This window comes from Mesorhizobium sp. M2A.F.Ca.ET.043.02.1.1, from assembly GCF_003952405.1.
Taxonomy (GTDB): domain Bacteria; phylum Pseudomonadota; class Alphaproteobacteria; order Rhizobiales; family Rhizobiaceae; genus Mesorhizobium.
The window spans coordinates 857,709-883,296 of sequence record NZ_CP034445.1 but is presented as its reverse complement, the minus strand read 5'-3'; the positions used below and the strand labels follow the sequence as shown (position 1 = coordinate 883,296).

Sequence of the window (25,588 nt, the reverse complement as noted above, 5' to 3'; positions counted from 1 at the left end):
TTACGCAATTTCGGACGGAAAACCGCTCACACTTTTCCTGGAATTGCTCCAGTAGCACTTGCTATTTGGAGGATCCGATCATGCCGAGCCAGGCATAGCCGCGATAAAGCGTTCTGAAACGGAAGGTTGCGCCGGTGCGCTGCGATTCCGATTCAAGCACGTCGCGCAGCGAGGCGCGCGGCGAAACATGGAATTTCCGCAGCCAGCCGCGCAGCATCGTTCGGAACCAGCGCGGCAGGCCCTCCTGCTGGCCAAAATCGACGACATGCAGCGAGCCGCCAGGCGCGAGCGCGGCCAGCGCTGCCGATACCGTCTTCTCCCAGCCGGGGATCATCGACAGCGAATAGGACACGAAGACGCGGTCGAATTGCTCGACGTCGAACAACGCCTTGGCGTCGAAATCGGTGGCGTCGCCGGGCGCCAGTTTGACCTTGCCGGAGAGACCTTCGCGAGCGATGGCGGCATTGGCCGTCTCCAACATCTCGGCCGAGATGTCGAGGCCGAAGAAGCGAGCGTCGGGAAAGCGGCGGGCGGCCAGCGCGATGTTGCGGCCAGTGCCGCAGCCGAGCTCCAGCACGGTGCCGCCTTGCGGCACGTCCAACCCGTCGATCAGCCGGTCGCGGCCGAGCAGGTAGTATTTGCGGGTCAGGTCGTAGATGTGGCGCTGCCAGCGGTAGACGCCGTCCATCAGTTCGGCATGGCTGGCCGGCAGCTCCGTCGTGCTCATGCTGCGCTCTTCACGTAAAGGTGGAAGCCGCCATAGATCGCCGAGCGGTCTTTTGCCGAGAATTCGCGCGAGGCGTCGGCCTCGTAGGTCCATTGGTCGAGCAGCGAGCTGGAGACGCGGCCGGGCAGCAGGCTGGGTTCTGCCGCCGTGCGGAAGATGACACGGGCGCCAACCGAAGCGCTACGGGTGATCTCGGTCCACAGCGCGTTGAGCAGGTCGTCGGTCATCCAGTCCTGCGCGTCGAGCAGGACGAAGCGATCGACGCTGCCGGCGTCCTTGGCGGCCAGGAACTTGATCAGGTTGGCGTGGTGGATGGCGACGCGATCGATGTTGTCGCGGATCGTTTTGTAATTGCGCTGTTCCAGATAGGCAGGCAGCGCCGCCTCGCCGGGCTGCGGATAGCGGCGGGCAAAGGCCTGCCAGGCGAAGTAGTTGTTCTTCAGCGGGAAATCGCAGGCGAGCTTTTCGAGCCGAGCCTTCAAGACGCTCGCCATCGAGCCGTCGCCGGAGGTGATCAGCGAATCGTACTGCGCCGGCGGGATGCCGAGGCCGAACAGCGAAGCCTTACGCGAGGTCGCCCAGCGCAGCAGCTTCTTGTCGAAGACGGGCGCCAGTTCCTCGTTGAAGAAGCGGCGCTGCTCGCCGATATTCTGCGCCTTCATGATGCCGGCCGGGTCGACACCAAACAGCTTGCCGACGCGATGGCCCATGGCGATGAAGAGCCCGAGCAGGCCGGTCTGGTAGAAGTTGCGGTCGAAGACCGAGATGCGGCGGCGGCCGCGCCAGTTGCGACGCTCCCAGTAGTGGCGGCTGACCGCATCGAGATGCGGCGCGATGAAGCGATCGTAGGCATCGGAATTGTGGCTGGTATCGGCGGCGCCGAAGAAGCGGAAGAGGTCGCCTTGCGACGGCAGATGGCGCACCGCTTCCAGCTTCATGCGGTTGAGCGCGATGTGCGCGGCATTGAGATCGACGGCGTCGATCCTGGCCGGCGAGCGGGTCAGGTAGGCCAGAATGTTGCAGCCACCCGAGGCGATCGTGACGACGCGATGACCGGCGCCGAGCTGCATGGCCTCCATGTCGACATCCGGGTCTTCCCAGATCTGCGGATAGACCAGACCGGAGAACAGGAAGGCGAAGAGCCGCTCGGAAATGCCGTCCTTCGACAATGCGCGGTTCTGGTAGACGGCCTTTCCGACTTCCTTGCCTCGACGATAAACGAGTTCTCCGGATACGTCCGACATGGAAAGGTGATTCCCCGTTTGCGTTGGCGCAAGCGGGTAGCGCAGCGTCATGACAGGCAGGTGACAGCCTGTTGACGGCAGGCTGTCACGAATTCTTACGCGCTTCCGAAGCCTCCAGGTGTCGGCGTGGTGACCATGACGGCTTCGCCGGCATCGAGCGTGGTCTGGTCGCAGGCCTTGAGGATGTCGACCGAGCCGTCATTGCGCCTGACCTTGGTCGAGCCCGACTCGCCGTCGCCGCCGCCGTCGAGACCCTGGGGCGGCCGGCTTCGATGCGAGGACAGGATCGCGCATCCCATCTTCTCGAGAAAACGGATTGTGCGCCTGGTGCCGTCGCCGGCATTCCACTTGCCCTTGCCGCCGGAGCCTTCGCGGATGTGGAAGTCTTCCAGCACGACGGGGAAGCGCAGTTCCAGCACCTCCGGATCGGTGAGGCGCGAATTGGTCATGTGGGTGTGAACGCCGGAGGTGCCGGCAAAACCGCGGCCCGAATTCATCCGGCCGGCCGGTGAGCCGGAGCAGATCGTCTCGTAATACTGGTATTTCTTGTTGCCGAAGGTGAGGTTGTTCATCGTGCCTTGCGCATTGGCCATGGCGCCCATCGCGCCGAACAATGCGTTGGTGACATGCTGCGAGGTCTCGACATTGCCGGCGACGACGGCGGCGGGGTAGGCTGGCTTCAACATCGAGCCGTCGGGGATGACGATGTTGATCGGCCTGAGGCACCCGGCATTCATCGGGATCATGTCCTCGACCATGACGCGGAAGGCATAGAGTACGGCTGCGCGCGCCACCGGCTCCGGCGCGTTGAAATTGTTCTCCATGACAGGCGAGGTGCCGGTGAAATCGACGGTCGCCTCGCGCTTTTTCCGGTCGACGGTGATCTTCACCCTGATCACTTGGCCGGTGTCGGTCGGGTATTCGTAAGCGGCGCTGTCGGGAAGCCGCTCGATCACGCGGCGCACGCTCTCGGCGGCATTGTCCTGGACATGGCCCATATAGGCCTCGACGACATCGAGGCCGAAATGCGCGACCATCTTGCGCAGTTCCGCCACACCCTTTTCGTTGGCGGCGATCTGCGCCTTGAGATCGGCGATGTTCTGGGCAGGATTGCGCGCGGGGTAGGGATGGTCGGTCAGCAGTGCCTCCAGCTCCGTCTCGCGGAAGCGGCCGCGATTGACGATGCGGAAATTGTCGAACAGCACGCCTTCCTCATCGACCGTTGTCGCAAGCGGCGTCATCGAGCCGGGTGCGGTGCCGCCGACATCGGCGTGATGGCCGCGAGAGGCCGCCCAGAACAGGATCTCGCTCTGGGCATCGTCGAAGACAGGCGTCACCACCGTGATGTCGGGCAGATGCGTGCCGCCATTGTACGGCGCGTTGAGCGCGAAGACGTCGCCGGGATGGATGTCGCCGGAATTCAGGCGGATGACGGTTTCGACGGAACGGTCCATCGAGCCCAGATGCACCGGCATGTGCGGCGCGTTGGCGACCAGCGCGCCATGGCGGTCGAACACGGCGCAGGAAAAATCGAGCCGCTCCTTGATGTTCACCGAATAGGCGGTGTTCTGCAGCGTCACGCCCATCTGCTCGGCGATCGACATGAAGAGGTTGTTGAACACCTCCAGCATCACAGGATCGGCCTCGGTGCCGAGCGCCGCGGCACGCGCTTTCCGTTCCGTGCGGCGGATCACGACGTGGTTGAGACCGGTGATTTCGGCCCGCCAGCCGGGCTCGACGACAATGGTCTGGTTCGGCTCGATGATCAGCGCGGGGCCGGCGACCGTGTTGGATGGCCTCAGGTTTTCACGGCGATAGACGCCGGCCTCGTGCCAGCGGCCCTCGGTATAGATGCGCCGGCTTTCCGAAGGCTTGGGCTCGACTCCTGCCGCTCCGTCAGGGGCGGAGGTTTCAGCCTTGTCCTGTCGAGCGGCCTCCATGCCTTCGACGGCGACGGTTTCTACGACGATCGGCTTGTCGTCATAGATGAATCCGAACTGCGCCCTGTGCGCGGCCTCGAAATCGCTTCTGGCGCGGAAGATCGAGCCATGCTCGAAATTCACCGGCAGGGCCGTGTCGGTGCCGTCGTAGCGGACATGCAGCACGGGCCTCGTCGAAAGCGCCTCCTCGGCAATGCCCTGTTCGCCGAGTTCGGCGACGACCTCGCTGCGCAAGGCCGCGATGAGCGCCTCGACCGCGGATCGGGATTCCTCGGAAAGCGGCTGCAGCAGACCCTGCTGGCGCGAGGCGAAGACCGACGAGAGGCCGATCCCGTAAGCGGAAAGCAGGCCGGAAAAGGGATGGATCAGCACCGCTTCCATGCCGAGCGCGTCGGCGACTAGGCAGGCGTGCTGGCCGCCGGCGCCGCCGAAACAGTTCAAGAGATATTCCGTGACATCATAGCCGCGCTGCACCGAGATCTTCTTGATGGCGTTGGCCATGTTCTCGACGGCGATGGTGACAAAGCCTTCGGCGACCGCCTCGGGCGAACGGCCGTCGCCGATCTGGGCGGCAAGTGCCGTGAATTTCTCGCGAACCGCGCCAGCGTCGAGCGGCTGGTCCTGGCCGGCGCCGAAGATCGCCGGGAAGAAATCGGGCTGCAATTTGCCGAGCATGACATTGGCGTCGGTGACGGCGAGCGGGCCGCCGCGCCGGTAGGCGGCGGGGCCGGGATTGGCGCCGGCCGAATCCGGGCCGACGCGGAAGCGTTCCGCCTCGTAATGCAGGATCGAGCCGCCGCCGGCGGCGACCGTGTGGATGCGCATCATCGGCGCGCGGATGCGCACGCCGGCGACCTCGGTATCGAAGGCGCGCTCATATTCGCCGTCATAATGGGCAACGTCGGTCGACGTGCCGCCCATATCGAAGCCGATGACTTTTTCGAAGCCAGCGAGCTTCGCCGTCTCGACCATGCCGACGACCCCGCCGGCCGGGCCGGAAAGCAGCGCGTCCTTGCCCTGGAACATATCGGCGGCGGTGAGGCCGCCCGACGACATCATGAACATCAGCCGCGGCCCGGCGCCCAACTCGCCCGCTACACGCTGCACATAGCGCGACAGGATCGGCGACAGGTAGGCGTCGACCACGGTGGTGTCGCCGCGGCCGACCAGCTTGATCAGCGGCGAGACCTCGTGGCTGACTGAAATCTGGCTGAAGCCGACCTTGCGGCAGACTTTTGCCACGGCTTTTTCGTGGTCCGGGTATTTCCAGGCATGCATGAAGACGATGGCGACCGCGTCGATGCCATCGGCCCTGGCCTGCTCGATCACCGGGCGGCAGGCGGCGATGTCGAGCAGACGCTCAACGCAGCCATCGGCGCGCACGCGTTCGTCGACCTCGATCACCCGCTCGTAGAGCTGCTCGGGCAGGATGATCTCCTTGGCGAAGATATCCGGCCTTGCCTGGTAAGCGATGCGCAAAGCGTCGCGAAAACCCTTGCTGATGAGCAGCAGCACACGGTCGCCCTTGCGCTCGAGCAGCGCATTGGTGGCAACGGTGGTGCCCATTTTGACGTCGCCGATCGCGTCGGCGGAAATGGCGGCGCCGGCCTTCAGACCCAACAGGTCGCGGATGCCCTGGATGGCTGCGTCCGCATAAGCCTCGGGATTCTCGGACAGGAGTTTTCGAGGGTGCAGCCGGCCGTGCGGATCACGGCCGATGATGTCGGTGAAGGTGCCGCCGCGGTCGATCCAAAAATCCCATCTCCGTGTTTCCGCGGCTGCCGGCATTCTGCTTGTCCACTCATGTCTTCGTGCGCATGTTCTGTTAGTTCGGGATTTCCCCGCCAGCAATTGCAAGTTGATGTTACATATCGAAATGCAACGTTACGAAACCGTCGAGCCTGCTGATGCATTTCCCCTGCGACCGCTCACCGAAACGTGAGCGTCTGTTGAAGGAGACATACCATGAAGAAGCTCATCTTGGCGTCTGTTTCGGCGCTCGCCCTGCTGGGGGTCGCGGCTTGCAGCGACAGTGGCACCGACAATACCACCACCCAGAGCACCAATCCGCCGGCCAACGAGCAGCCGATGAAGCCTGCTTCGCCCGACGCTTCGAAGCCCGCTGAACCGGCTCCGGCAACAAACCCGGCTCCTGCCGCGCCTGCGCAGTAAGATCCGACCATATAAATTCAAGGAAGGCCGGCAATGCCGGCCTTCCTTTTTGCTCCACCGATCCCGAAGGTCGCCCATCACCTGCGGCATTGTCCAGGCTTGATAGAACCGCCCGGTTCGCTCTATGAAGCCGGCATGTCGATTTGGGACCGCCTTGGCGACTTCATCGCTCGTGTTTCGTCATCGGCGTCCTCGGGCGTCGCGGATGTCGTCGAAGCCGTGCGTACCGTGTTTTCCGGCGATCCGGACCTGCGCCGGCGCGTTGCCTTCTCGGTGGCCATGATCGCGCTCTCCGCCAAGATGGCCAAGGCAGACGGCATCGTCACCCAGGACGAGGTGCGCGCCTTCCAGGAAATCTTCGAGGTGCCGCCGAGCGAGACACGCAACGTGGCGCGGCTTTACGATATCGCCAAGCAGGATGTCGCCGGATTCGAGACCTATGCCCAGCGCATGGCGCAGCTTTGCGGCTCCGGCCATGCAAACTGCATGATGCTGGAAGACATACTCGACGGGTTGTTCCACATCGCCAAGGCGGATGGCCTCATCCACGAGCAGGAAGGGCAATTCCTGCATCGGATCGCGGAGATTTTTCAGATCGACGAGGCGCATTACGAGGCGATCCTGTCCAGGCACGTCGATCTTGGCGCCGCCGATCCCTATGTCGTCCTGGGGATCGACCGGGGCAGGCCGTTCGAGGAGATCAGGAAACGCTATCGCAAGCTGATCTCGGACAATCATCCCGACCGGCTGATCGCGCGCGGCTTGCCGCAGGAATTCATCAAGATCGCCACGACCAGGGTCGCCGCGATCAACGCCGCCTATGAGATGATCGAGCGGGGCCTCAGGCACGCATGAGCGGTTTTCTGCCCGACCATCCAGAGGCGGAGGTTCGGGTCTCGCCCAATTTCGGCCCGCGCCGCGAGACGCTTCGGCCCGACATGATCGTGCTGCACTATACCGGTATGGCAAGCGGCGCCGGCGCCGAGGCGTGGCTGTGCGACCCGGCGAGCGAGGTGTCTTCGCATTACCTCGTTCATGAGGACGGCCGTGTCGTGCAAATGGTGCGCGAGAGCGATCGCGCCTGGCATGCCGGCAAGAGTTCCTGGCTCGGGCGAACCGACATCAACTCCTGCTCGGTCGGCATCGAGATCGTCAATCCCGGGCACACGCTGGGCTACAAGGCCTTCCCGCGGCGGCAGATCGGCGCCGTGATCGAGTTGTGCGCGGGTATCGCGGAACGCCATTCCATTCCCGCGGCAAGGGTGCTCGCCCATTCGGACGTGGCACCGGGCCGCAAGGTCGATCCGGGCGAGAAATTCCCCTGGAAGGCACTGTTCGCGGCCGGTATCGGACATCTCGTGGCGGCGGCGCCGATAAAGGCGGGCGCTGCACTGAAGGCCGGCGATGCGGGCGCCGACGTTGAAGCACTGCAAGCGATGCTGGCGCTCTATGGCTACGGTGTCGAGATATCGGGTGACTATGACCGGCAGACGGAAATCGTGGTGGCGGCCTTCCAGTTACATTTCCGCCGGCGGCTGGTCGACGGCGTGGCGGACAATTCGACGATCCGCACACTGCAGAGGCTCCTGGCTTCCGTAAAGGCAACTCCCGTCAAAAAGTCGCGTCGGGATCCTTAAATTACAATCTGTCACTCAAAGTGAATTGCGCCGCCTTCATTGCCGCCAATTCCGCCTGCAAATGCCCCTTCCGCAAGTTGTCGGGCGTCTATCCCCCCAAGGCACCCGATGTTGAGTTGACCTAACTGTGCGAAGTTCTTCGTGCAGCTCTAACAGAACAGGACTACATGCAAAAATTGACCGTTGTAGCGGCAGCCGTTGCTGCCGGAGTGATAAGTTTTGCCTTCAACCAGGCCAACAGTGCCCCGCTGAGCCCCAGGGCGGACAACGGCCTTGCAGCCGTAACGCCAAAGGCAGCCTCGAGCACCAAGACGGCAAAAACCGCGCGGGCTGCTCCAGCAAGGGTTCAGAAGGCCGTCGCAACGCGGGTGACAAAATCGACGGCCAAACGCGCCAAGCGCGGCAGAAAGGCTGTCGATCTCACCACGACGGCCTCGATTCAACCCGGCAAGATCGCCGTGGCGACGCCCGCTGCCGCCGGCGAAGGCCAGTATTCGGCGATCATCGCCCGCTATGCCGCGAGCTATGGCGTGCCGGTGTCGCTAGCCAAGGCCGTCATCAAGATCGAAAGCAACTATCGGCCGAACATGGTCGGCGGCGCCGGCGAGATCGGCCTGATGCAGATCAAGCCGGCGACGGCCCGCATGATGGGTTATACCGGTTCGGCCAAGGGATTGTTCGATCCCGACACCAACATCAAATACGGCATGAAGTATCTCGCCATGGCGCGGGACCTTGGCGGCGGCACCACCTGCGGCACGATCCTGAAATACAATGCCGGCCACGGAGCGACGCGGATGAACCCGGTCTCCGCCGCCTATTGCAGCAAGGTGAAGGTGCAGATGGTGGCGCTGGGCTCGCCGGCCTGACGCTATGCAGCGCGGCGGATTTGGGCAACGCGCGCTTTATCCACGTCGTTGCCCCAAACCGCCGCGCATTTGGGGCGAGGCGCTTTTTCGTTTGCGTTTTCAGCCGGGAATCCCTTTATACGCGCTTGCCAGCTGGCCGGGCGGCCGCACCCGCGGGAGCCGAAAGGTTGCGGGTGAGGAAAGTCCGGGCTCCATGGAGACACGGTGCCGGCTAACGGCCGGCGGGGGCGACCCCAGGGAAAGTGCCACAGAAAGCAAACCGCCGCGGCATTGCCGCGGCAAGGGTGAAAGGGTGGGGTAAGAGCCCACCGCGCGACTGGCAACAGGAGCGGCAGGGCAAACCCCACCGGGAGCAAAACCGAATAGGGGCGGTGCGAGGGGAAACCTTCGAGGGCTGTTTCCGGCCCACCGTCCGGGTTGGTTGCGTGAGGCGCATGGCAACATGCGCCCGAGATGAATGGCCGCCACGTTCTCGTCGCAAGGCGAGGGCCATACAGAACCCGGCTTACAGGCCAGCTGGCATTTTTTCTCGTAACGATAGCTGAACGGGATCAGAAGGTTACGCCGATGAGCGGGTCTTCTGATTCAAGGGTCCTGCAATACAACCTCCCAATGCTGCCAAACGTGTTCTTGAAGCCGGTGCGATTAAATCGTACCTTCCAAGAAAGGACAGGAGCACGTCATGGGCCAGGTCGATAAACGTAGCATCACGCTTTCGCCGGAACTGGCGCAGGCAGTCGACGATGTGGTCGCCGCGGGCGAATATGCTTCCGCGAGCGAGGTGATCCGCGATGCGCTCAGGCAGTGGAAGGAGCGCCGCGACCTGCTCGGCTACACCGTGGAGGAGTTGCGGGAATTGGTGCAGGAGGGGATCGATAGCGGACCGGCGCTGGACGGTCCCCCCTTAATGGAGCGATTGCGCGCCAGATATTCGAAGATGGCGGAAGCCAAAGGCGCTGACGAGTGAAGTACCGCCTGCTTCCACAGGCACTGGTCGACCTCGAAGCTATCGGCGACTATATCGCCGCCTACAATCCTAATGCCGCAATCCGCTTTGTGGAAACTCTTCAGCGGCGATGGGACTTGCTAACCCTCCATCCCCGATCAGGCGCACCGCGCGACGACATCCTGCCGGGCATTCGCCACCTTGTCGTCGGGGAGTACCTTACGTTCTATCGAATTGGCGACGATGCGATCGAAATCCTGCGCGTGTTGCATGGCCGGCGAAGGATCGAGACAGAGGATATGGGACCCTAAAGCGCGTCGCGTTGAAACTGATTCAGGCGACGCGCTTAAGTCTTTGTTTTGATGCGTGTCGTTGTCCGCTCAACTGGCGACTTTGTCCAACGACGCCTCGATCGCCTGCCAAAGCTCCTCGACCGGCTCGCAGCCGATCGACAGGCGCACGAAGCCGGGCGGCACGGCGTCGCCGCGCTTCGAGCGCCGTTCGGCCGAGGTGTGCACGCCACCGAAGGAAGTCGCCGATTCAATCAGCGCGCAATTGTCGATGAACGCCTCGGCCTTCTGTTCCGAGGCCAGTTCGAACGAGATCAGGAAGCCGAAGCGATCCATCTGGGCGCGAGCCAGATTGTGCGAGGCATCGCCCTCGAGGCCGGGATAGCGCAGGCCGCTGACCGCGCGATGGGTTCTCATCTTCATTGCGATCGTTTCGGCCGAGGAACACATCCGGTCGAAACGCACCTCCAGCGTTTCCAGCCCGCGATGCACAAGCCAGGCCTCGAAGGGACCGGGGATGCCGCCGACCAGGCTGCGCCAGTCGGTCACCTTGGCGATGATGTCGGCATCGCGGCTCGCGACATGGCCGAAGAGCACATCGGAATGACCGTTCACCGCCTTGGTGTCGGCGGAGACGACGATGTCGGCGCCGAGGTCGAGCGGACGCTGGCCGAAGGGCGTCATCGTCGTGTTGTCGACGACCAGCAGCCCGTCCTGCCTGTGAACGGCTTCGGCCACCGCCGTGATATCGCAGATGTCCAGCCGGGGATTGGACGGCGTCTCGGCAAAAACCAGCCGGTAACCATCGAAGCCGCCGTCGAGGAAGGTTGGCGTCGGCCTGGTGTCGCAGGCAAGGCCGAGGGGATTGAGAAAGCGCTCGGCCATGGCGCGCGTGGCGTGATAGCCGTCTGACGGCAGAAGCACGCGGTCGCCTGCTTTCAGCAGCGCGAAAAACACCGACGAGATTGCGCCCATTCCGGACGGGAAGGCGACGCATTGCGCGCCTTCGAGGTGGCCAAGCGCGTGCTCGACGGCGCGCCAGGTCGGATTGTCGTAGCGGCCATACTGATCGAAGCCGACCTCTGCGCCCGGCGTGTGGAAGATCGATGCCATGGTCAGCGGCAGCGGAATCGGGTCGCCCTTGGCGAAATCGCGGCTGCGCAAATGGGCAAGCGCCGCGGCGCGGGACTTCGCTTTCTCGGACATCAGGCTTCATCCCTTCGGCTGAATAGAAATTGCCAGAGACGCTATGCGTGCCGGCTGTTTGCGGCAAGCAGCGTCCTTTTGGGCCAGAGGGCTCTAAACGCTTCGTTAGGCTTAATGGACGATAAAGACGAGACGTGCCTTCAGCCTGCGCTTTGTGGTTGTGATGTGCGTGTTTGTGATGCCTGTTCCCGTTGACGCCCATAGTACCCCATGATATCCCGTTCACATCATCAAGCTTTCGTTCCGCGTCAGGGTGAAGCGTACGCCAATCGGGCAGCCGCGGCGGCTGCGCGTTTGCCGGTTTTCGCCCCGGTGAATGAAGCGATTTGCCGCAAGTGCGGCGAGGGCGCGGAGAACAACATGGGAAGGGGTGCGGCGGCGGAAGCGGCTGTAGCGTTCATTGGACCGATTTCTGTCAAACGCGGTAAACAGGATCGATGCGAAGGGGCGGGTCTCCGTTCCGGCGCATTTCCGTGCGGTGGTTCAGAAACGCGGCTATTCGGAGCTTTACGCGCTGCGCTGCCTGGACCTGCCGGCCATGGATGTCGGCGGACTCGACCTGCTCGACCGCTACGAGCAGCGGATCGCGCTGGAGGATCCCTTTCTGCAGACGGCGGACGATATGTCGTTCTTCTGCCATGGCGACGGGACGTTCCTGAAGCTCGATCAGGATGGCCGCATCACCATGAGCGACTTCATCCGCGAGCATACGGGCATCTCGAACGAGGTGGCCTTTGTCGGCCGCGGCAATTTCTTTCAGATATGGGAGCCGGGACGGCTTTCCGCCTATGGGGCGCAGGCGCGCGCCAGGCTTTTGCAGCTTCGGCAGGGGACGAAGCCCGGGGAGCGATCGGAATGATGGCTGGCCACGGCGATGATCCTCACGCCGTTGGCGGACCGGCCCGCCACATTCCGGTCCTCCTTGCCGAGGTGCTCGACGCGCTTGCGCCGCAGGCCGGCGAGACGATCGTCGACGGGACATTCGGTGCCGGCGGCTACACCAGCGCCATCCTCGATCGCGGCGCCTCCGTCATTGCCATCGACCGCGACCCGGACGCAATCGCGGCGGGCAAGGCGCTGGAGCGGCAGGCCGGCGGCCGGCTGAGGCTTGTCCAGGCGCCGTTCTCGACGCTGGACGAACATGTCGAGGGCGCCGACGGCGTGGTGCTCGACATCGGTGTTTCCTCCATGCAGTTCGACCAGGCGGAGCGCGGCTTTTCCTTTCGCGCCGATGGGCCGCTCGACATGCGCATGGCGCAGTCGGGGCTTTCCGCCGCCGACGTCGTCAACACCTTCAAGGCCGGCGATCTTGCCCGCATCTTCGGCTTTCTCGGCGAGGAGCGCCATGCCGGCCGCATCGCACGCATGATCGAGAGCCGGCGCGAGAAGAGACTGTTCGAGCGCACGCTCGATCTCGCCGACGCCATCGAAACGCATATCGGACGCGGACCCAAGGACAAGATCCATCCGGCCACGCGCGTCTTCCAGGCGTTGCGCATCTTCGTCAATGACGAGCTTGGCGAGCTTGCAAGGGCGCTGCTGGCGGCCGAGCGGGCGCTGAAGCCCGGCGGCCGACTTGCCGTGGTGACCTTCCATTCCCTGGAAGACCGTATCGTCAAGCGCTTCATCGCCGACCGTTCCGAAGCCGCCAGCGGCTCGCGACACATGCCCGACGCGCCGCAGCGCGCCGCGACTTTCCGTAAAGCTGGCGGCGGCGTGACGCCGGGGGAGGCCGAGATAGCGGCCAACCCGCGAGCGCGCTCGGCCAGGCTGCGCGCTGCGATCCGCACAGATGCCCCGGCGCGTGCGGGCGATTTTTCGATTTTCGGCCTTCCAAAGCTTCCCGCCGTCGAACGGCCGGGAGAGAGGTGAGCACGTGTTTCGTACCAGCGACATAGTCCTGATCGCCGTCATGGTCTCGGCCGCGGCCCTGACCTACAAGGCCAAGCGCGAGGCCGAGGAGCAACTGGCGTCCGTGCAGAAGATCCAGGCGCAGATCCGGTACGAGGAAGACACGATCGATCTTCTCAAGGCGGATTGGAGCCTGCTTACCCAGCCGTCGCGGCTGCAGAAGCTTGCCGACGTCTACAAGAGCCAGCTGGGCCTCGAACCGGTCGGCGCACGCCAGATCGGTGGCCTTGACGACATTCCGGTGAAACCGCTGACCATCGAGGACCTTTCCTCTCAGCGGCTTGGCGGCATGGCCGACAGTTCCGGCAATGGACCTGGGGACGACAAGGACCCCGTCGTCACGGGGAGCACGGTGCAATGATCAGCGGGCTTCCAAGGATCGGCGACCTGCTGAAACGCCGGAAGAAGACCGTCGAGGACGGCTCAATCGTCGTCGACGCCGCGCGCAAGGCAACGGGCGGCAAGGCCAGGACCCGCATCGTCATGACGATGGCGGTGTTCTTCACCCTCTATTCCACGATTGCCGGCAGGCTTGTCTATCTCGGCCTGCAGAATCCGGACCTGTCCGACGGCCCGCAGAGCAGGGTCACCGCGTCGCGTCCCGATATCGTCGACCGCAACGGCGAAGTGCTGGCGACCGACATCAAGACCGCGTCGCTGTTTGCCGAGCCGCGGCGCATCGTCGATGCCGACGAAGCGATCGAGAAATTGTCGACCGTGCTGCCGGAGATCGACTACGAGCAGACCTATCGCAAGCTCAAGAGCGGCGCCGGCTTCGTCTGGCTGCAGCGCCAGCTGACGCCGAAGCAGCAGGCCGACATCATGGCGCTGGGCGTTCCCGGCCTCGGCTTCCGCACCGAAAAGCGCCGGTTCTATCCGAGCGGCGAGACCTCGTCCTATATCGTCGGCCTGACCAATATCGACAATCAGGGCATCTCCGGCATGGAGAAGTATATCGACGAGCAGGGGCTGAGCGACCTGCAGGCGTCGGGCCTTGCCATAGCCAAGGACCTCAAGCCTGTCAGGCTTTCGATCGATCTGCGCGTCCAGCATGTAGTGCGCGACGAGATCGCCGCTGGGCTCGAGCGCTATCGCGCCATGGGCGCCGGCGCCGTCGTGCTGAACATCAAGACGGGCGAAGTGATGGCGATGGCCTCGGTGCCGGACTTCGACCCGAACAATCCGTACAATGCCCAGGACAAGGACCGGCTGAACCGCATGTCGGCGGGCCTCTACGAGATGGGCTCGACCTTCAAGAGCTTCACCTCGGCGATGGCGCTCGATTCCGGCAAGGCGACGATGAACAGCCGCTTCGACGCGTCGCATCCGATCCGGGTCGGCCATCAGGCCATTCACGATTTCCACGGCAAGAACCGCGTGCTGTCGCTGCCGGAGGTGTTCCTCTATTCGTCCAACATCGGCTCGGCCAGGGAGGCAGAGCTTGTCGGCATCGAGGGGCACCGCGAATTCCTGCATCGCCTCGGCATCCTCGACAGGATGCAGACCGAACTGCCGGAGGTCGCGCGCCCGACCGAACCCAAGGTCTGGAAACAGGTCAATTCGTTCACCATCGCCTTCGGCCATGGCGTGTCGACGACGCCGCTGCAGGCCGCCGTCGGCTGCGCGGCGCTGATGCAGGGCTATCTGATCCAGCCGACATTCCTGGTCCGCAGCGAACAGGAGGCGATGGCGGTGGCCAAGAAAGTGGTCAGCGATAAGACGGTCGAAGGCATGCGCTATCTCTATACGCTCAATGCCGAGAAGGGCTCGGCCAGAAACGCCAGGGCTCCCGGCTACCGCGTTGGCGGCAAGACCGGAACGGCCGAGAAGGTCATCAACGGCCGTTACTCCAAGGAGTTGAATTTCAACACCTTCGTCGCCGCCTTCCCGATGGACGATCCGCAATTTCTGGTGTTCACGATCGCCGACGCCCCGCATCCGGAAAAGCCCGGGATGACGGACGTCGCCGCCAACAATGCGGGGGTTATCGCCGGCAATATCATCAGGCGCTCGGCGGCCATGCTTGGCGTGAAGCCAGATTTCAGCCATGAAAATGGTGCAACGCTGGTTTCCTATCAGTGATTCTTGGGGCGCGCCGGCAACTGCGCGCTATTTTGTTGCAGTGAACGGGACTCAATGCATCTAAAAGATCTAGCCGGTATCCTGCCTGTCGAGGGAACAGCTTCCCGCGATCTGGAGGTTACCGGACTTTCCTCCGATTCCCGCGCGGTCAAGACCGGCGTCGTCTTCTTTGCGCTTGCCGGCAGCAAGGCCGATGGCTCCGCCTATGCCGCCGATGCCGCCAGCCGGGGTGCCGCCGCGATCGTCACAGGCAAGGGCACGGCGGTTTCCGGCCTGTCGATCCCGGTTCTTGCCGTCGATGATCCGCGCCATGCGCTGGCGCTCGCCGCCGCCCGCTTCTTCGGCCGCCAGCCTGAGACCATGGTCGCCGTGACGGGCACCGCCGGCAAGACATCCGTCGCCGCCTTCACCCGCCAGATCTGGGAGCAGGCTGGCTTTGCCGCCGCCTCGATCGGCACGACCGGCGTGGTAGCGCCCGGCCGCAACGAATATGGCTCGCTGACCACGCCCGACCCGGTGGCGCTGCACCGGTTGCTCAAGGAACTGGCGGATGCCGGCGTAACCCATGCCTCGATGGAAGCCTCGAGCCACGGCCTCGACCAGCGCCGTCTCGACGGCGTGAAGCTCGCGGCCGGCGCCTTCACAAATCTCGGCCGCGACCACATGGACTACCATCCGACGGTCGATGATTATCACCGCGCCAAGCTGCGCCTGTTCGACACGCTGCTGCCGAAGGGCGCGCCCGCGATCGTCTTTGCCGACGACCCGTGGTCGGAGCCGACGATCAAAGCCGCAAAGGCGGCGGGTCTCAAGGTCCTGACCGTCGGCCGCCATGGCGATTTCCTGACGCTGAAGCGGGTGGAGCATGAGCGCCATCGCCAGCGCGCCGAGGTCGTGGCCGACGCCGTGCTCTACGAGATCGACCTGCCTTTGGCCGGCGATTTCCAGATCGCCAACGCGCTGGTCTCGGCGGGGCTTGCCATCGCGACTGGAACGCCGGTGGATAAAGCTTTGGCCGCCCTGGAAAAATTGAAGGGTGCGCCTGGCCGGCTCGACCTCGTCGGCGCCACCGCCGCCGGCGCTCCTGTCTATGTCGACTATGCCCACAAGCCCGACGCGCTGGAGAACGTGCTGACCTCGGTCCGACCTTTCACCACGGGCCGCGTCATCGTGGTGTTCGGCTGCGGCGGCGACCGCGATCGGGGAAAAAGGCCGATCATGGGCGAGATCGCGACGCGGCGAGCCGACATCGTCATCGTCACCGACGACAATCCGCGCACGGAAGTGCCCGAGACCATCCGCGCGGCCATCCTCGCCGCGGCGCCCGGCGCCATCGAGATCGGCGACCGCCGCAAGGCGATCCATGAGGCGGTGGCGATGCTGCGCGCCGGCGATACGCTTATCGTCGCCGGCAAGGGGCATGAGGAAGGCCAGACCATCGGCGCTCAGACATTCCACTTCTCCGACCACGAGGAAGTGCGCGATGCGCTGAAGGAGCGCGCCGCATGAACCTGCTGTGGACGTCGGAAGCGCTGGTCGAAGCCATGGAAGGCAGGCCCATCGGCTCGCTGCCGGAGGGCATCACCGGTATTTCGATCGACAGCCGCAGCCTGGAGCCGGGAAGCGCCTTCTTCGCCATCAAGGGCGAGGCGATGGACGGCCATGATTTCGCGACAGCCGCGGTCAAGGCCGGAGCGGCCGTGCTGGTCGTCGCCGAGGGCAAGCTGCCCTCGCTCGGCCGGCTGACGGCGCCGATGATCGTCGTGCAGGACGTGCTTGCGGCCCTTGAGAAGCTCGGTGTGGCGGCCCGCGCCCGCTCGAAGGCCCGGATCATCGCGGTCACCGGCTCGGCCGGCAAGACGACCACCAAAGAAGCGCTGCGCCATGTGCTGTCGGCGGTCGGCAAGGTGCACGCCTCGGCGCAGTCGTTCAACAATCATTGGGGCGTGCCGCTGACGCTGGCGCGTATGCCGCAGGACTGCGACTTCGCGATCTTGGAGATCGGCATGAACCATCCCGGCGAGATCAGGCCGCTGGTCAGGATGGTCAGGCCGCATGTCGCCATCGTGACGATGATTGCCGCCGCCCATCTCGGCTTCTTCAAGAATCTGGACGAGATCGCCAGGGCGAAGGCGGAGATCTTCGAGGGCTTGGAGCCCGACGGCGCCGCGCTGCTCAATCGTGACGACCAGCGCTGGAAGCTGCTTGAGAAGATGGCGAAGGAGGCCGGCGTCGAGCACGTCTTCGGCTTCGGCGAGAATGCCCGTTCAACCTTCCGGCTGACCGGCTGCGAGCTCTACGCCGGTCACTCAGACATCACCGCCAAAATCGGCAAGCAGGATGTTGCAGCGCGTGTCGGGGCTCCCGGTCGCCACATGGTGCAGAATGTATTGGCCGTGCTGGGTGCTGCCAAGCTCGTCGGCGCCGATCTCGACAAGGTTGCGGCGGCGCTTGCCGACCTGTCGCCCGAACGCGGGCGTGGCCGGCGCCATGTCCTGCACCATCCAAATGGACCGATCACGCTGATCGACGAGAGCTACAACGCCAATCCGGCGTCGATGGCGGCGGCGATGGCGCTGCTCAACGCTACGCCCGTCTCGGGGGAGGGCCGGCGCATCGCGGTGCTGGGTGACATGCTGGAGCTTGGCGGCCATTCGGCGAAGCTCCATGCGGCGCTGGCCGAACTGATCGTCGGCACAGGCACGCGCAATGTCTTTCTCGGCGGGCCGGAAATGCAGGCGCTGGCCGAGGTTTTGCCGGCCGATGTCCAGACCGAGTACCGGGCAGGCGTCGAGGAACTGAAGCCGATCGTGATCGCTGCGCTCAGGCCCGGCGACGTGGTGATGGTCAAATCGTCGAAAGGCATCGGCTTTTCAAAGCTGGTCGAGGCATTGCTCGGCAAATTTCCGGCGCAAGCCACAAACATTGAACCGACTTGAGGTCGGCTCCGGGGGACGGAAGGACCATGTTCACACTGCTCGTCGATTTCGCGGACAAGATCTCGTTCTTCAACGTCTTCCGCTACATCACCTTCCGCACTGGTGGCGCGCTGATCACCTCGGCGCTGATCGTCTTCATCTTCGGGCCGACGATCATCAATTCGCTGCGCCTGCGGCAAGGCAAGGGCCAGCCGATCCGCGCCGACGGCCCGCAGACGCATTTCAAGAAGGCTGGAACACCGACCATGGGCGGGCTGATGATCCTGTCCGGCATCATCGGCTCGTCGCTCTTATGGGCGAATCTATCCTCGATCTATGTCTGGGTTGTGCTGCTGGTCACCGTCGGCTTCGGCTCGATCGGCTTCTACGACGACTATCTCAAGGTCACCAAGCAGTCGCATCTGGGCTTCTCCGGCAAGGCGAGGCTGGCGATCGAATTCGTCATCGCGGCCATCGCCGCCTGGGTGATCATGCATAATGGCCAGGCGCCTTTCTCGTCGTCCCTGACCTTCCCTTTCGCCAAGGAGTTCCTGATCAACCTCGGCTGGTTCTTCGTGCCGTTCTCCTGCTTCGTCATCGTCGGCGCCGGCAATGCGGTCAATCTGACCGACGGTCTCGACGGCCTGGCGATCGTGCCGATCATGATCGCGGCGGCGTCTTTCGGCGTCATCGCCTATCTCTCGGGCAACGCGGTCTTCGCCGAATATCTGCAGATCCATTTCGTTCCCGGCACCGGTGAGCTCGCCGTCGTGCTCGGCGCGGTGATCGGCGCCGGCCTCGGCTTCCTCTGGTTCAACGCACCGCCGGCCGCGATCTTCATGGGCGACACCGGCTCGCTGGCGATGGGCGGCCTGATCGGCACCATCGCCGTCGCCACCAAGCACGAGATCGTGCTGGTCATCGTCGGCGGCCTGTTCGTGGTCGAGATTTTCTCGGTCATCATCCAGGTCGGCTACTTCAAGATGACCGGCAAGCGCGTCTTCCTGATGGCGCCGATCCATCACCATTTCGAAAAGCTCGGCTGGACCGAAAGCCAGGTGGTGATCCGCTTCTGGATCATCGCCGTCATCCTGGCGCTGGTCGGCCTCTCCACCCTCAAGCTCAGATAGGACCAGCCCGCTTGATCCCCGCCGCTTCCTTCTCAGGCAAACGCGTTTCGCTCTTCGGGCTCGGCGGCTCGGGGATTGCCACCGCGTATGCGCTGATCGCGGGCGGTGCCGAGGTGCTGGCCTGGGACGACAATCCTGAAAGTGTCGCCAAGGCAGCGGCCGCGGGCATCGCGACGGGCGATCTGCGCGCCGCCGATTGGCCGCGCTTCGCCGCCTTCGTGCTGTCGCCAGGGGTGCCGCTGACGCATCCGAAGCCGCATTGGACGGTGGAGCTGGCGCGCGGCGCCGGCGTCGAGGTGATCGGCGATATCGAGCTGTTCTGCCGCGAGCGCATCGCCCGCGCGCCGGCGGCACCCTTCATCGCGATCACCGGCACCAACGGCAAATCGACGACGACGGCGCTGACGGCGCATATATTGAAGTCGGCGGGACGCGACACGCAGATGGGCGGCAATATCGGCCGCGCCATCATGACGCTCGATCCGCCCGAACCGAAGCGGCACTATGTGGTGGAGTGCTCCTCCTACCAGATCGACCTCGCGCCCTCGATCAACCCCACCGCCGGCATCCTGCTCAACCTGACGCCCGATCATCTCGACCGGCACGGCACGATGGCGCATTACGCCTCGATCAAGGAAAGGCTGGTCGCCGGCTCAGACACCGCGATCGTCGGCGTCGACGATTCCTGGGGCGCCCAGATCGCCGACCGGCTGGAGCGGGCAGGGCGGCAGGTCACCCGCATTTCCAAGCGCCTGCCTTTGACGGACGGCTATTTCGCCGACGGCACCAATCTGATGGAAGCCGTGCATGGCCGCTACAGCCGCGTCGCCTTCCTCGAGGGCATCGGCTCGCTGCGTGGCCAGCATAATGCGCAGAATGCGCTGGCCGCCGTCGTTGCCTGCCTCAAGGTCGGGCTCGAGCTTGGCGAAATCCAGGCAGGGCTCGAAAGCTTTCCCGGGCTGGCGCACCGCATGGAACAGGTCGGCCGCAAGGGCCATGTGCTGTTCGTCAACGATTCCAAGGCGACCAATGCCGACGCGGCTGCTCCCGCGCTGTCAAGCTTCCCCAGCCGCATCTACTGGATTGCCGGCGGCCTGCCCAAGGAAGGCGGCATCGAGCCCTTGCGCGGCTTCTTCCCGCGCATCGCCAAGGCCTATCTGATCGGCGAGGCGGCGCCCGCCTTCGCGGCGACGCTCGGCGAAGCCGTGCCCTACGAGATATCGGGAACGCTGGCGGCGGCGGTCGAGCATGCCGCCCATGACGCGGCGAGCGACGCCGGCGGCGAGGCCGTGGTGCTGCTTTCGCCGGCCTGCGCCAGTTTCGACCAGTTCAAGAATTTCGAAGTTCGCGGCGAAGCCTTCAGGCAAGCTGCGACTGCTATTGATGGTGTCAAACCCATCGGAGGGCCACTTTGATGCAAAGCCGTCTCGACAAAAGTCCTGTCGCCACCTGGTGGTGGACCATCGATCGCTGGTTTCTGGCGGCGTTCCTGTCGCTGATGGGACTGGGTATCGTGTTGTCCTTTGCCGCCAGCCCAGCGGTGGCCGAACGCATCGGCCTCAGCAGCTTTCACTTCGCCACCAGGCAGATCATCTTCACCATCCCGGCGCTCGCCGTGATGCTGGCGGTCTCCTTCCTGCAGGCGAGGCAGATAAGGCGCATGTCGCTGGTGCTGATCTGTGTCATGCTGGTGCTGATGGTGGCAGTGCTCTACGTCGGTGTCGAGGTGAAGGGCGCGCGGCGTTGGGTGTCGCTCGCCGGCCTGTCCATCCAGCCGTCCGAGTTCCTGAAGCCGGCCTTCGTCATCATCTGCGCCTGGCTGTTTGCCGAGCATAAGCGCCAGCTCGACATCCCCGGCAATCTGTTCGCCCTCCTGCTTCTGGTCCTCGTGGTTTCTCTTCTGGTCGCCCAGCCCGATCTTGGCCAGACCATGCTGGTCACCGGCACCTGGGGCGTTATGTTCTTCATGGCCGGCCTGCCGTGGCTGTGGATCATGGCCCTCGGCATCACTGGTGCGAGTGGCCTGTTCGCCGCTTATACGGTGTTCCCGCACGTTGCCTTGCGCATCAACAAGTTCCTGACCGGCGAGGGCGATACGTTTCAGGTCGATATGGGCCGCGAGGCACTGATCAACGGCAGCTGGTTCGGGGTTGGGCCGGGTGAAGGAACCGTCAAGCGCATTGTTCCGGATGCTCATACCGACTTCGTGTTCTCGGTCGCGGGCGAGGAATTCGGCCTGATCATGTGCTTCTTCATCATGTCGATCTTCGCCTTCATCGTGCTGCGCGGCCTGAGCATCGCGCTCAAGGAGCATGACGATTTCACCCGCTACGCGGTGGGCGGTCTCGTCACCATCTTCGGCTTGCAGTCGGCAATCAACATGTGCGTCAACCTGCAGCTGATGCCCGCCAAGGGCATGACGCTGCCCTTCATCTCCTATGGCGGCTCCTCGCAGATCGCCATCGCCGTCTCGATGGGCATGGTGCTGGCATTGACGCGCAAGCGTCCGGAAAAGCGCAAGCAGATGGGCTTCGTCCTCGCGCAGCGCGCAATCCCGGCGGAATGAGGCGGGATGGCGAAGGGTGTCATCCTGCTTGCAGCCGGCGGAACGGGCGGACACCTGTTTCCGGCCGAGGCGCTCGCGCATGAGCTGATCGAACGCGGCTGGAAGGTGCATCTTGCCACCGACCGGCGCGCCGAGCGCTATTCCGGACAGTTTCCCGCCGCCGACATCCATGCGGTCCCGTCGGCGACGCTGGGCTCGAAAAATCCGGTCGCCGTGGTCTCGGCGTTCTGGAAGATCTGGCAGGGCGTGCGCGAAGCAAGCCGGATCATCGCCCGGATCAAGCCGGAGGCGGTCGTCGGCTTCGGCGGCTATCCGACGCTGCCGCCGCTCTATGCGGCGACAAGGCGCAAGGTGCCGACGCTGATCCACGAGCAGAACGCCGTCATGGGTCGTGCCAACAAGGCGCTTGCCGGCCGCGTCGACGCGATTGCCGGCGGCTTCCTGCCGGAAGGCGCGAGCGCCGACGGCGCAAAGACGGTGACCACCGGCAATCCGGTCAGGCCGCAGGTGCTCGAGGCAGCGAAGACGCCCTATGCGGCATCGAACGAAGGCGAGCCGTTCCGCCTGCTGGTGTTCGGAGGCAGCCAGGGCGCGCAGTTCTTTTCCGATGCGGTTCCGGCGGCGGTCGCGCTGTTGCCGCAAGACCTGCGCAGGCGCCTGGTGATCACGCAACAGGCCCGCGCGGAGGATGTTGCGCGGGTGAAGGCGGCTTATGCCGAGCTCGGCGTCGACGTCCAGGTCTCGCCCTTCTTTACCGACATGGCGGCGCGCATGGCGGCGGCGCATCTGGTGATGTCGCGCTCCGGCGCCTCGACGGTTTCGGAGATCGCGGTCATCGGTCGGCCGGCGCTGCTGGTTCCTTATCCGCACGCGCTCGACCACGATCAGGCGGCGAATGCCGCGGCCCTTGCCGCCGCCGGCGGCGCCGAGCTCCATCCGCAGTCGACACTGTCGGCCGAACGGATTGCGCAACTGGTCGGCGGGCTGATGCAGGACCCGGACCGGCTGGCGGCCATGGCCGCCGCAGCCCGTTCGGCCGGGAAACCGAACGCGGCACGGTTGCTCGCCGATCTGACAGAGGCTATTGCGTCCGGCAAAACGGTTTCGGACTATAGGAGGACGCGCGCATGAAGATGCCGCAGACGATCGGCCTTGTGCATTTCATCGGCATCGGCGGCATCGGCATGAGTGGCATCGCCGAGGTGCTGCACAATCTCGGCTATAAGGTGCAGGGTTCCGACCAGGCCGACGGCGCCAATGTGCAGCGGCTGCGCGACAAGGGCATCGAATGCTTCGTCGGCCACAAGGCGGAGAATCTCGGCGATGCCGAAGTCGTCGTTGTTTCGACCGCGATCAAGAAATCCAACCCGGAACTGAGGGCTGCGCGGGAGAAGTTGCTTCCGATCGTGCGCCGGGCCGAGATGCTGGCCGAATTGATGCGCTTTCGCCAGGCGGTCGCCATCGGCGGCACGCATGGCAAGACGACCACCACCTCGATGGTGGCGACGCTGCTCGAGGCCGGCGGGCTCGATCCGACCGTCATCAATGGCGGCATCATCAACGCCTATGGCACCAATGCGCGAATGGGCGACGGCGAGTGGATGGTGGTCGAGGCGGATGAGAGCGACGGCACCTTCCTGAAACTGCCGGCCGACATCGCCGTCGTCACCAATATCGATCCTGAGCATCTCGACCATTATGGCAGCTTCGACAAGGTGCGCGAGGCCTTCCGCCAGTTCGTCGAGAACGTGCCGTTCTACGGCTTCGGCGTGATGTGCACCGATCATCCGGAGGTGCAGGCGCTGGTCGGCCGCATCGAGGACCGCCGCGTCATCACCTATGGCGAGAACGCGCAGGCCGATGTTCGCTTCACCAACCATCGCATGCTGGGCGCGATCTCGGAGTTCGACGTCTTGATCCGCGACCGCAAGGGGCGCGGCACCGCGACGATAACCGGCCTGCGCCTGCCTATGCCCGGCAAGCACAACGTCTCCAACGCGACGGCGGCGATCGCGGTCGCGCACGAGCTCGGCCTGTCGGATGACGCGATCAAGAAGGGTCTGTCGTCCTTCGCCGGCGTCAAGCGGCGCTTCACACACACCGGCTCGTGGAACGGTGTCGAGGTGTTCGACGATTACGGCCATCATCCGGTGGAGATCGCGGCGGTGCTGAAGGCCGCGCGCAGCGCCACCAAAGGGCGTGTGATTGCCATCGCGCAACCGCATCGCTTCACCAGGCTGCACGATCTGTTCAACGAATTCTCCGTCTGCTTCAACGACGCGGATACGGTGATGGTGGCGCCGGTCTATGCGGCAGGCGAGGAGCCTATCGAAGGCGTGACCTCCGATGCGCTGGTTGCGCGCATCCGTTCCGGCGGCCATCGCGACGCGCGCTATATCGATGGGCCGGCGGCGATCGCGCCAGCCGTTCGCGATCTTGCCAAGCCCGGCGATTTCGTCGTCTTCCTCGGCGCCGGCAACATAACGCAATGGGCTTACGCGCTGCCCAAGGAACTTGGCGGGACGCCCTCATGATGCGCGGCCAGGATCTCATCGACAAGCTCGGCGACAAGCTTTCGGGCCTGCGCGGCCGCATCACGCCGAACGCCGAGATGGACAAGATCACCTGGTTCCGCGCCGGCGGCCTGGCGGAGGCGCTGTTCCAGCCGGCCGACGAGGAAGACCTCGCCGCCTTCCTGCGCGCGGTGCCGGAAGAGATACCGGTCATGGTGGTCGGCGTCGGCTCGAATCTCCTGGTGCGTGACGGCGGCATTCCAGGTTTCGTCGTCAGGCTCTCTGCCAAGGGTTTCGGCGAGGCCGAGGCCACCGGACCGACCACGATCAAGGCGGGTGCTGCAACACCTGACAAGCGTGTCGCCGCCGTGGCGCATGAAGCCGGGATCGGCGGCTTCCATTTCTATCACGGCATCCCCGGCGCCATTGGCGGCGCGCTCAGGATGAATGCCGGCGCCAACGGCGTTGAGACCCGGGAGCGCGTGGTGGAGGTGACGGCGCTGGACCGTAAGGGCAATCTTCACACGCTCAGCAATGCCGATATGGGTTATACCTACCGCCACTCGTCCGCGCCCGCCGGACTGATCTTCACCTCCGCCATTTTCGAGGGGTTTCCGGAAGACAAGGCGGCGATCAAGGCGGCGATGGATGCCGTGCAGAACCATCGCGAGACGGTGCAGCCGATCCGCGAGAAAACCGGCGGCTCTACCTTCAAGAATCCGGAAGGCACCTCGGCCTGGAAGGAGATCGACAAGGCCGGCTGCCGCGGGCTGATGATCGGCGGCGCGCAGATGTCGCCGATGCATTGCAACTTCATGATCAACACCGGCACCGCGACCGGCTATGACCTCGAATATCTTGGCGAGACGGTGCGCGCGCGTGTGCTCGAGAATTCCGGCATCCGGCTGCACTGGGAGATCAAGCGCCTCGGCAATTTCCGGCCCGGTCATGAGGTGCAGGAGTTCCTCGGGCAACTCCTTTGAGGTGCGTTGATATTCAGGTGAGGCCGGCCTGCAAACGGCGGCTTCCTGCGCTTCCGGTGCTCACGTACTTTAGTACGCTCCGCTCCGGTTCTCGGATGCCACCTTGTTTGGTCGCTTCGCGCCCGTCTTCGACTCCGGCTCGGCCTGACCTGAATCTCAACGCACCTCAGCGAACTCGTTAGTTCAAGTACTACTTGAACTTCGGTGCTTCGCGGCGGCCTCAACCGTTGCTGCAAAGACTCAACAACACACTTTTCTCGGCTGTTTTCGCGGAAAGTGAATCTCTCGGAATCATAGGCACTTGCCAGCGAATCAACTCTCTGATTCTCTGCCCTGAAGCGTTTCCTAATTTGAGTCGTTCGACGCGTTCAGCCGCGTTTTCCGTCTGGGGGGGCAACCTGCCGGAAGCTCGGACTCAATGCTCGGGAATGCGGTGCGGGAATATCGGTTGCAG

General features: G+C 64.2%; 22 protein-coding genes and 1 other RNA gene. 19 read left to right on the top strand and 4 right to left on the bottom strand.

What is annotated here, in order from left to right; all coding sequences use genetic code 11:
- Positions 1-61: 61 nt before the first annotated feature.
- From EJ068_RS04195 to EJ068_RS04185, 3 genes are read right to left on the bottom strand one after another with little or no spacing between them, the layout of a single operon-like run.
- Complete coding sequence (locus EJ068_RS04195; protein ID WP_127253842.1) at positions 62-727, bottom strand: class I SAM-dependent methyltransferase; 666 nt, start codon at positions 725-727, stop codon at positions 62-64.
- Complete coding sequence (locus EJ068_RS04190; protein ID WP_127253843.1) at positions 724-2,022, bottom strand: DUF3419 family protein; 1,299 nt, start codon at positions 2,020-2,022, stop codon at positions 724-726. The genes EJ068_RS04195 and EJ068_RS04190 overlap by 4 nt, the downstream gene beginning before the upstream one ends.
- Before the next feature lie 44 nt (positions 2,023-2,066).
- Positions 2,067-5,699, bottom strand: coding sequence for a hydantoinase B/oxoprolinase family protein (locus tag EJ068_RS04185; protein WP_128298177.1), 3,633 nt, complete (start codon positions 5,697-5,699; stop codon positions 2,067-2,069).
- Between the two features lie 177 nt (positions 5,700-5,876).
- Here EJ068_RS04185 and EJ068_RS04180 point away from each other — a divergent pair, with 177 nt between their 5' ends.
- The 7 genes from EJ068_RS04180 (at position 5,877) to EJ068_RS04150 (ending at position 9,846) form a co-directional block, all read left to right on the top strand.
- Complete coding sequence (locus EJ068_RS04180) at positions 5,877-6,083, top strand: hypothetical protein (protein WP_082056158.1); 207 nt, start codon at positions 5,877-5,879, stop codon at positions 6,081-6,083.
- Between the two features lie 135 nt (positions 6,084-6,218).
- A complete protein-coding gene (locus EJ068_RS04175; RefSeq protein ID WP_127250306.1) occupies positions 6,219-6,938 on the top strand; it encodes a DnaJ family molecular chaperone in 720 nt (239 codons plus the stop codon).
- Positions 6,935-7,720, top strand: coding sequence for an N-acetylmuramoyl-L-alanine amidase (locus EJ068_RS04170; RefSeq protein WP_127250278.1), 786 nt, complete (start codon positions 6,935-6,937; stop codon positions 7,718-7,720). The genes EJ068_RS04175 and EJ068_RS04170 overlap by 4 nt, the downstream gene beginning before the upstream one ends.
- 167 nt (positions 7,721-7,887) lie before the next feature.
- Positions 7,888-8,589, top strand: a complete 702-nt coding sequence (locus EJ068_RS04165) for a transglycosylase SLT domain-containing protein (RefSeq protein ID WP_127250279.1) — start codon at positions 7,888-7,890, stop codon at positions 8,587-8,589.
- A 128-nt stretch (positions 8,590-8,717) separates the two neighbouring features.
- Positions 8,718-9,113: RNase P RNA component class A (rnpB, locus tag EJ068_RS04160), an RNA gene on the top strand.
- A gap of 158 nt (positions 9,114-9,271) precedes the next feature.
- Positions 9,272-9,556: a type II toxin-antitoxin system ParD family antitoxin gene (locus EJ068_RS04155; RefSeq protein ID WP_126060079.1), complete on the top strand. Its 285-nt coding sequence runs from the start codon at positions 9,272-9,274 to the stop codon at positions 9,554-9,556.
- Entirely contained in the window at positions 9,553-9,846 is a 294-nt protein-coding gene (locus tag EJ068_RS04150) for a type II toxin-antitoxin system RelE/ParE family toxin (RefSeq protein ID WP_127250280.1), read from the top strand. The genes EJ068_RS04155 and EJ068_RS04150 overlap by 4 nt, the downstream gene beginning before the upstream one ends.
- A gap of 69 nt (positions 9,847-9,915) precedes the next feature.
- On the opposite strand, the gene EJ068_RS04145 is transcribed toward EJ068_RS04150, so the two are convergent.
- A complete protein-coding gene (locus EJ068_RS04145) occupies positions 9,916-11,031 on the bottom strand; it encodes a cystathionine gamma-lyase (RefSeq protein WP_127250281.1) in 1,116 nt (371 codons plus the stop codon).
- A gap of 400 nt (positions 11,032-11,431) precedes the next feature.
- Here EJ068_RS04145 and mraZ point away from each other — a divergent pair, with 400 nt between their 5' ends.
- Genes mraZ through murB form a run of 12 tightly spaced genes read left to right on the top strand, consistent with a single transcriptional unit; the run spans position 11,432 to position 25,134 of the window.
- Positions 11,432-11,890, top strand: coding sequence for a division/cell wall cluster transcriptional repressor MraZ (gene mraZ, locus EJ068_RS04140; protein ID WP_127250282.1), 459 nt, complete (start codon positions 11,432-11,434; stop codon positions 11,888-11,890).
- Positions 11,887-12,903 carry a 16S rRNA (cytosine(1402)-N(4))-methyltransferase RsmH gene (rsmH, locus tag EJ068_RS04135; RefSeq protein WP_127250283.1) on the top strand — a complete coding sequence of 339 codons (1,017 nt, stop codon included), beginning with the start codon at positions 11,887-11,889 and terminating at the stop codon, positions 12,901-12,903. Before mraZ ends, rsmH begins: the two co-directional genes overlap by 4 nt.
- Positions 12,904-12,907: 4 nt before the next feature.
- Positions 12,908-13,303, top strand: a complete 396-nt coding sequence (locus tag EJ068_RS04130; protein WP_127250284.1) for a hypothetical protein — start codon at positions 12,908-12,910, stop codon at positions 13,301-13,303.
- The gene (locus EJ068_RS04125) at positions 13,300-15,024 is read left to right on the top strand and encodes a penicillin-binding protein 2 (protein ID WP_126081990.1); all 1,725 of its coding nucleotides are present in this window, start codon (positions 13,300-13,302) and stop codon (positions 15,022-15,024) included. The genes EJ068_RS04130 and EJ068_RS04125 overlap by 4 nt, the downstream gene beginning before the upstream one ends.
- 54 nt (positions 15,025-15,078) lie before the next feature.
- A complete protein-coding gene (locus EJ068_RS04120) occupies positions 15,079-16,533 on the top strand; it encodes a UDP-N-acetylmuramoyl-L-alanyl-D-glutamate--2,6-diaminopimelate ligase (protein WP_127250285.1) in 1,455 nt (484 codons plus the stop codon).
- The gene (locus tag EJ068_RS04115) at positions 16,530-17,963 is read left to right on the top strand and encodes a UDP-N-acetylmuramoylalanyl-D-glutamyl-2,6-diaminopimelate--D-alanyl-D-alanine ligase (RefSeq protein WP_127250286.1); all 1,434 of its coding nucleotides are present in this window, start codon (positions 16,530-16,532) and stop codon (positions 17,961-17,963) included. Before EJ068_RS04120 ends, EJ068_RS04115 begins: the two co-directional genes overlap by 4 nt.
- A gap of 26 nt (positions 17,964-17,989) precedes the next feature.
- Positions 17,990-19,072, top strand: coding sequence for a phospho-N-acetylmuramoyl-pentapeptide-transferase (gene mraY, locus EJ068_RS04110; protein ID WP_042637735.1), 1,083 nt, complete (start codon positions 17,990-17,992; stop codon positions 19,070-19,072).
- 11 nt (positions 19,073-19,083) lie between these two features.
- Positions 19,084-20,487, top strand: coding sequence for a UDP-N-acetylmuramoyl-L-alanine--D-glutamate ligase (gene murD / locus EJ068_RS04105; RefSeq protein ID WP_127250287.1), 1,404 nt, complete (start codon positions 19,084-19,086; stop codon positions 20,485-20,487).
- Positions 20,487-21,638 (top strand): putative lipid II flippase FtsW, encoded by a 1,152-nt coding sequence (gene ftsW, locus EJ068_RS04100; protein WP_127250288.1) that lies wholly within the window; start codon positions 20,487-20,489, stop codon positions 21,636-21,638. The genes murD and ftsW overlap by 1 nt, the downstream gene beginning before the upstream one ends.
- A 6-nt stretch (positions 21,639-21,644) precedes the next feature.
- Complete coding sequence (gene murG / locus EJ068_RS04095; RefSeq protein ID WP_127250289.1) at positions 21,645-22,769, top strand: undecaprenyldiphospho-muramoylpentapeptide beta-N-acetylglucosaminyltransferase; 1,125 nt, start codon at positions 21,645-21,647, stop codon at positions 22,767-22,769.
- Complete coding sequence (gene murC, locus EJ068_RS04090; protein WP_127250290.1) at positions 22,766-24,172, top strand: UDP-N-acetylmuramate--L-alanine ligase; 1,407 nt, start codon at positions 22,766-22,768, stop codon at positions 24,170-24,172. Before murG ends, murC begins: the two co-directional genes overlap by 4 nt.
- Positions 24,169-25,134 carry a UDP-N-acetylmuramate dehydrogenase gene (gene murB / locus EJ068_RS04085; protein WP_127250291.1) on the top strand — a complete coding sequence of 322 codons (966 nt, stop codon included), beginning with the start codon at positions 24,169-24,171 and terminating at the stop codon, positions 25,132-25,134. Before murC ends, murB begins: the two co-directional genes overlap by 4 nt.
- Positions 25,135-25,588: the final 454 nt, after the last annotated feature.

Excerpts from the sequence above, each read along its gene's own strand:
- EJ068_RS04195 (WP_127253842.1), bottom strand. The coding sequence starts at position 727 with ATGAGCACGACGGAGCTGCCGGCCAGCCATGCCGAACTGATGGACGGC.
- EJ068_RS04190 (WP_127253843.1), bottom strand. The coding sequence starts at position 2,022 with ATGACGCTGCGCTACCCGCTTGCGCCAACGCAAACGGGGAATCACCTT.
- EJ068_RS04185 (WP_128298177.1), bottom strand. The coding sequence starts at position 5,699 with ATGCCGGCAGCCGCGGAAACACGGAGATGGGATTTTTGGATCGACCGC.
- EJ068_RS04180 (WP_082056158.1), top strand. The coding sequence starts at position 5,877 with ATGAAGAAGCTCATCTTGGCGTCTGTTTCGGCGCTCGCCCTGCTGGGG.
- EJ068_RS04175 (WP_127250306.1), top strand. The coding sequence starts at position 6,219 with ATGTCGATTTGGGACCGCCTTGGCGACTTCATCGCTCGTGTTTCGTCA.
- EJ068_RS04170 (WP_127250278.1), top strand. The coding sequence starts at position 6,935 with ATGAGCGGTTTTCTGCCCGACCATCCAGAGGCGGAGGTTCGGGTCTCG.
- EJ068_RS04165 (WP_127250279.1), top strand. The coding sequence starts at position 7,888 with ATGCAAAAATTGACCGTTGTAGCGGCAGCCGTTGCTGCCGGAGTGATA.
- EJ068_RS04155 (WP_126060079.1), top strand. The coding sequence starts at position 9,272 with ATGGGCCAGGTCGATAAACGTAGCATCACGCTTTCGCCGGAACTGGCG.
- EJ068_RS04145 (WP_127250281.1), bottom strand. The coding sequence starts at position 11,031 with ATGTCCGAGAAAGCGAAGTCCCGCGCCGCGGCGCTTGCCCATTTGCGC.
- rsmH (WP_127250283.1), top strand. The coding sequence starts at position 11,887 with ATGATGGCTGGCCACGGCGATGATCCTCACGCCGTTGGCGGACCGGCC.
- EJ068_RS04125 (WP_126081990.1), top strand. The coding sequence starts at position 13,300 with ATGATCAGCGGGCTTCCAAGGATCGGCGACCTGCTGAAACGCCGGAAG.
- EJ068_RS04120 (WP_127250285.1), top strand. The coding sequence starts at position 15,079 with ATGCATCTAAAAGATCTAGCCGGTATCCTGCCTGTCGAGGGAACAGCT.
- EJ068_RS04115 (WP_127250286.1), top strand. The coding sequence starts at position 16,530 with ATGAACCTGCTGTGGACGTCGGAAGCGCTGGTCGAAGCCATGGAAGGC.
- mraY (WP_042637735.1), top strand. The coding sequence starts at position 17,990 with ATGTTCACACTGCTCGTCGATTTCGCGGACAAGATCTCGTTCTTCAAC.
- ftsW (WP_127250288.1), top strand. The coding sequence starts at position 20,487 with ATGCAAAGCCGTCTCGACAAAAGTCCTGTCGCCACCTGGTGGTGGACC.
- murG (WP_127250289.1), top strand. The coding sequence starts at position 21,645 with ATGGCGAAGGGTGTCATCCTGCTTGCAGCCGGCGGAACGGGCGGACAC.
- murC (WP_127250290.1), top strand. The coding sequence starts at position 22,766 with ATGAAGATGCCGCAGACGATCGGCCTTGTGCATTTCATCGGCATCGGC.
- murB (WP_127250291.1), top strand. The coding sequence starts at position 24,169 with ATGATGCGCGGCCAGGATCTCATCGACAAGCTCGGCGACAAGCTTTCG.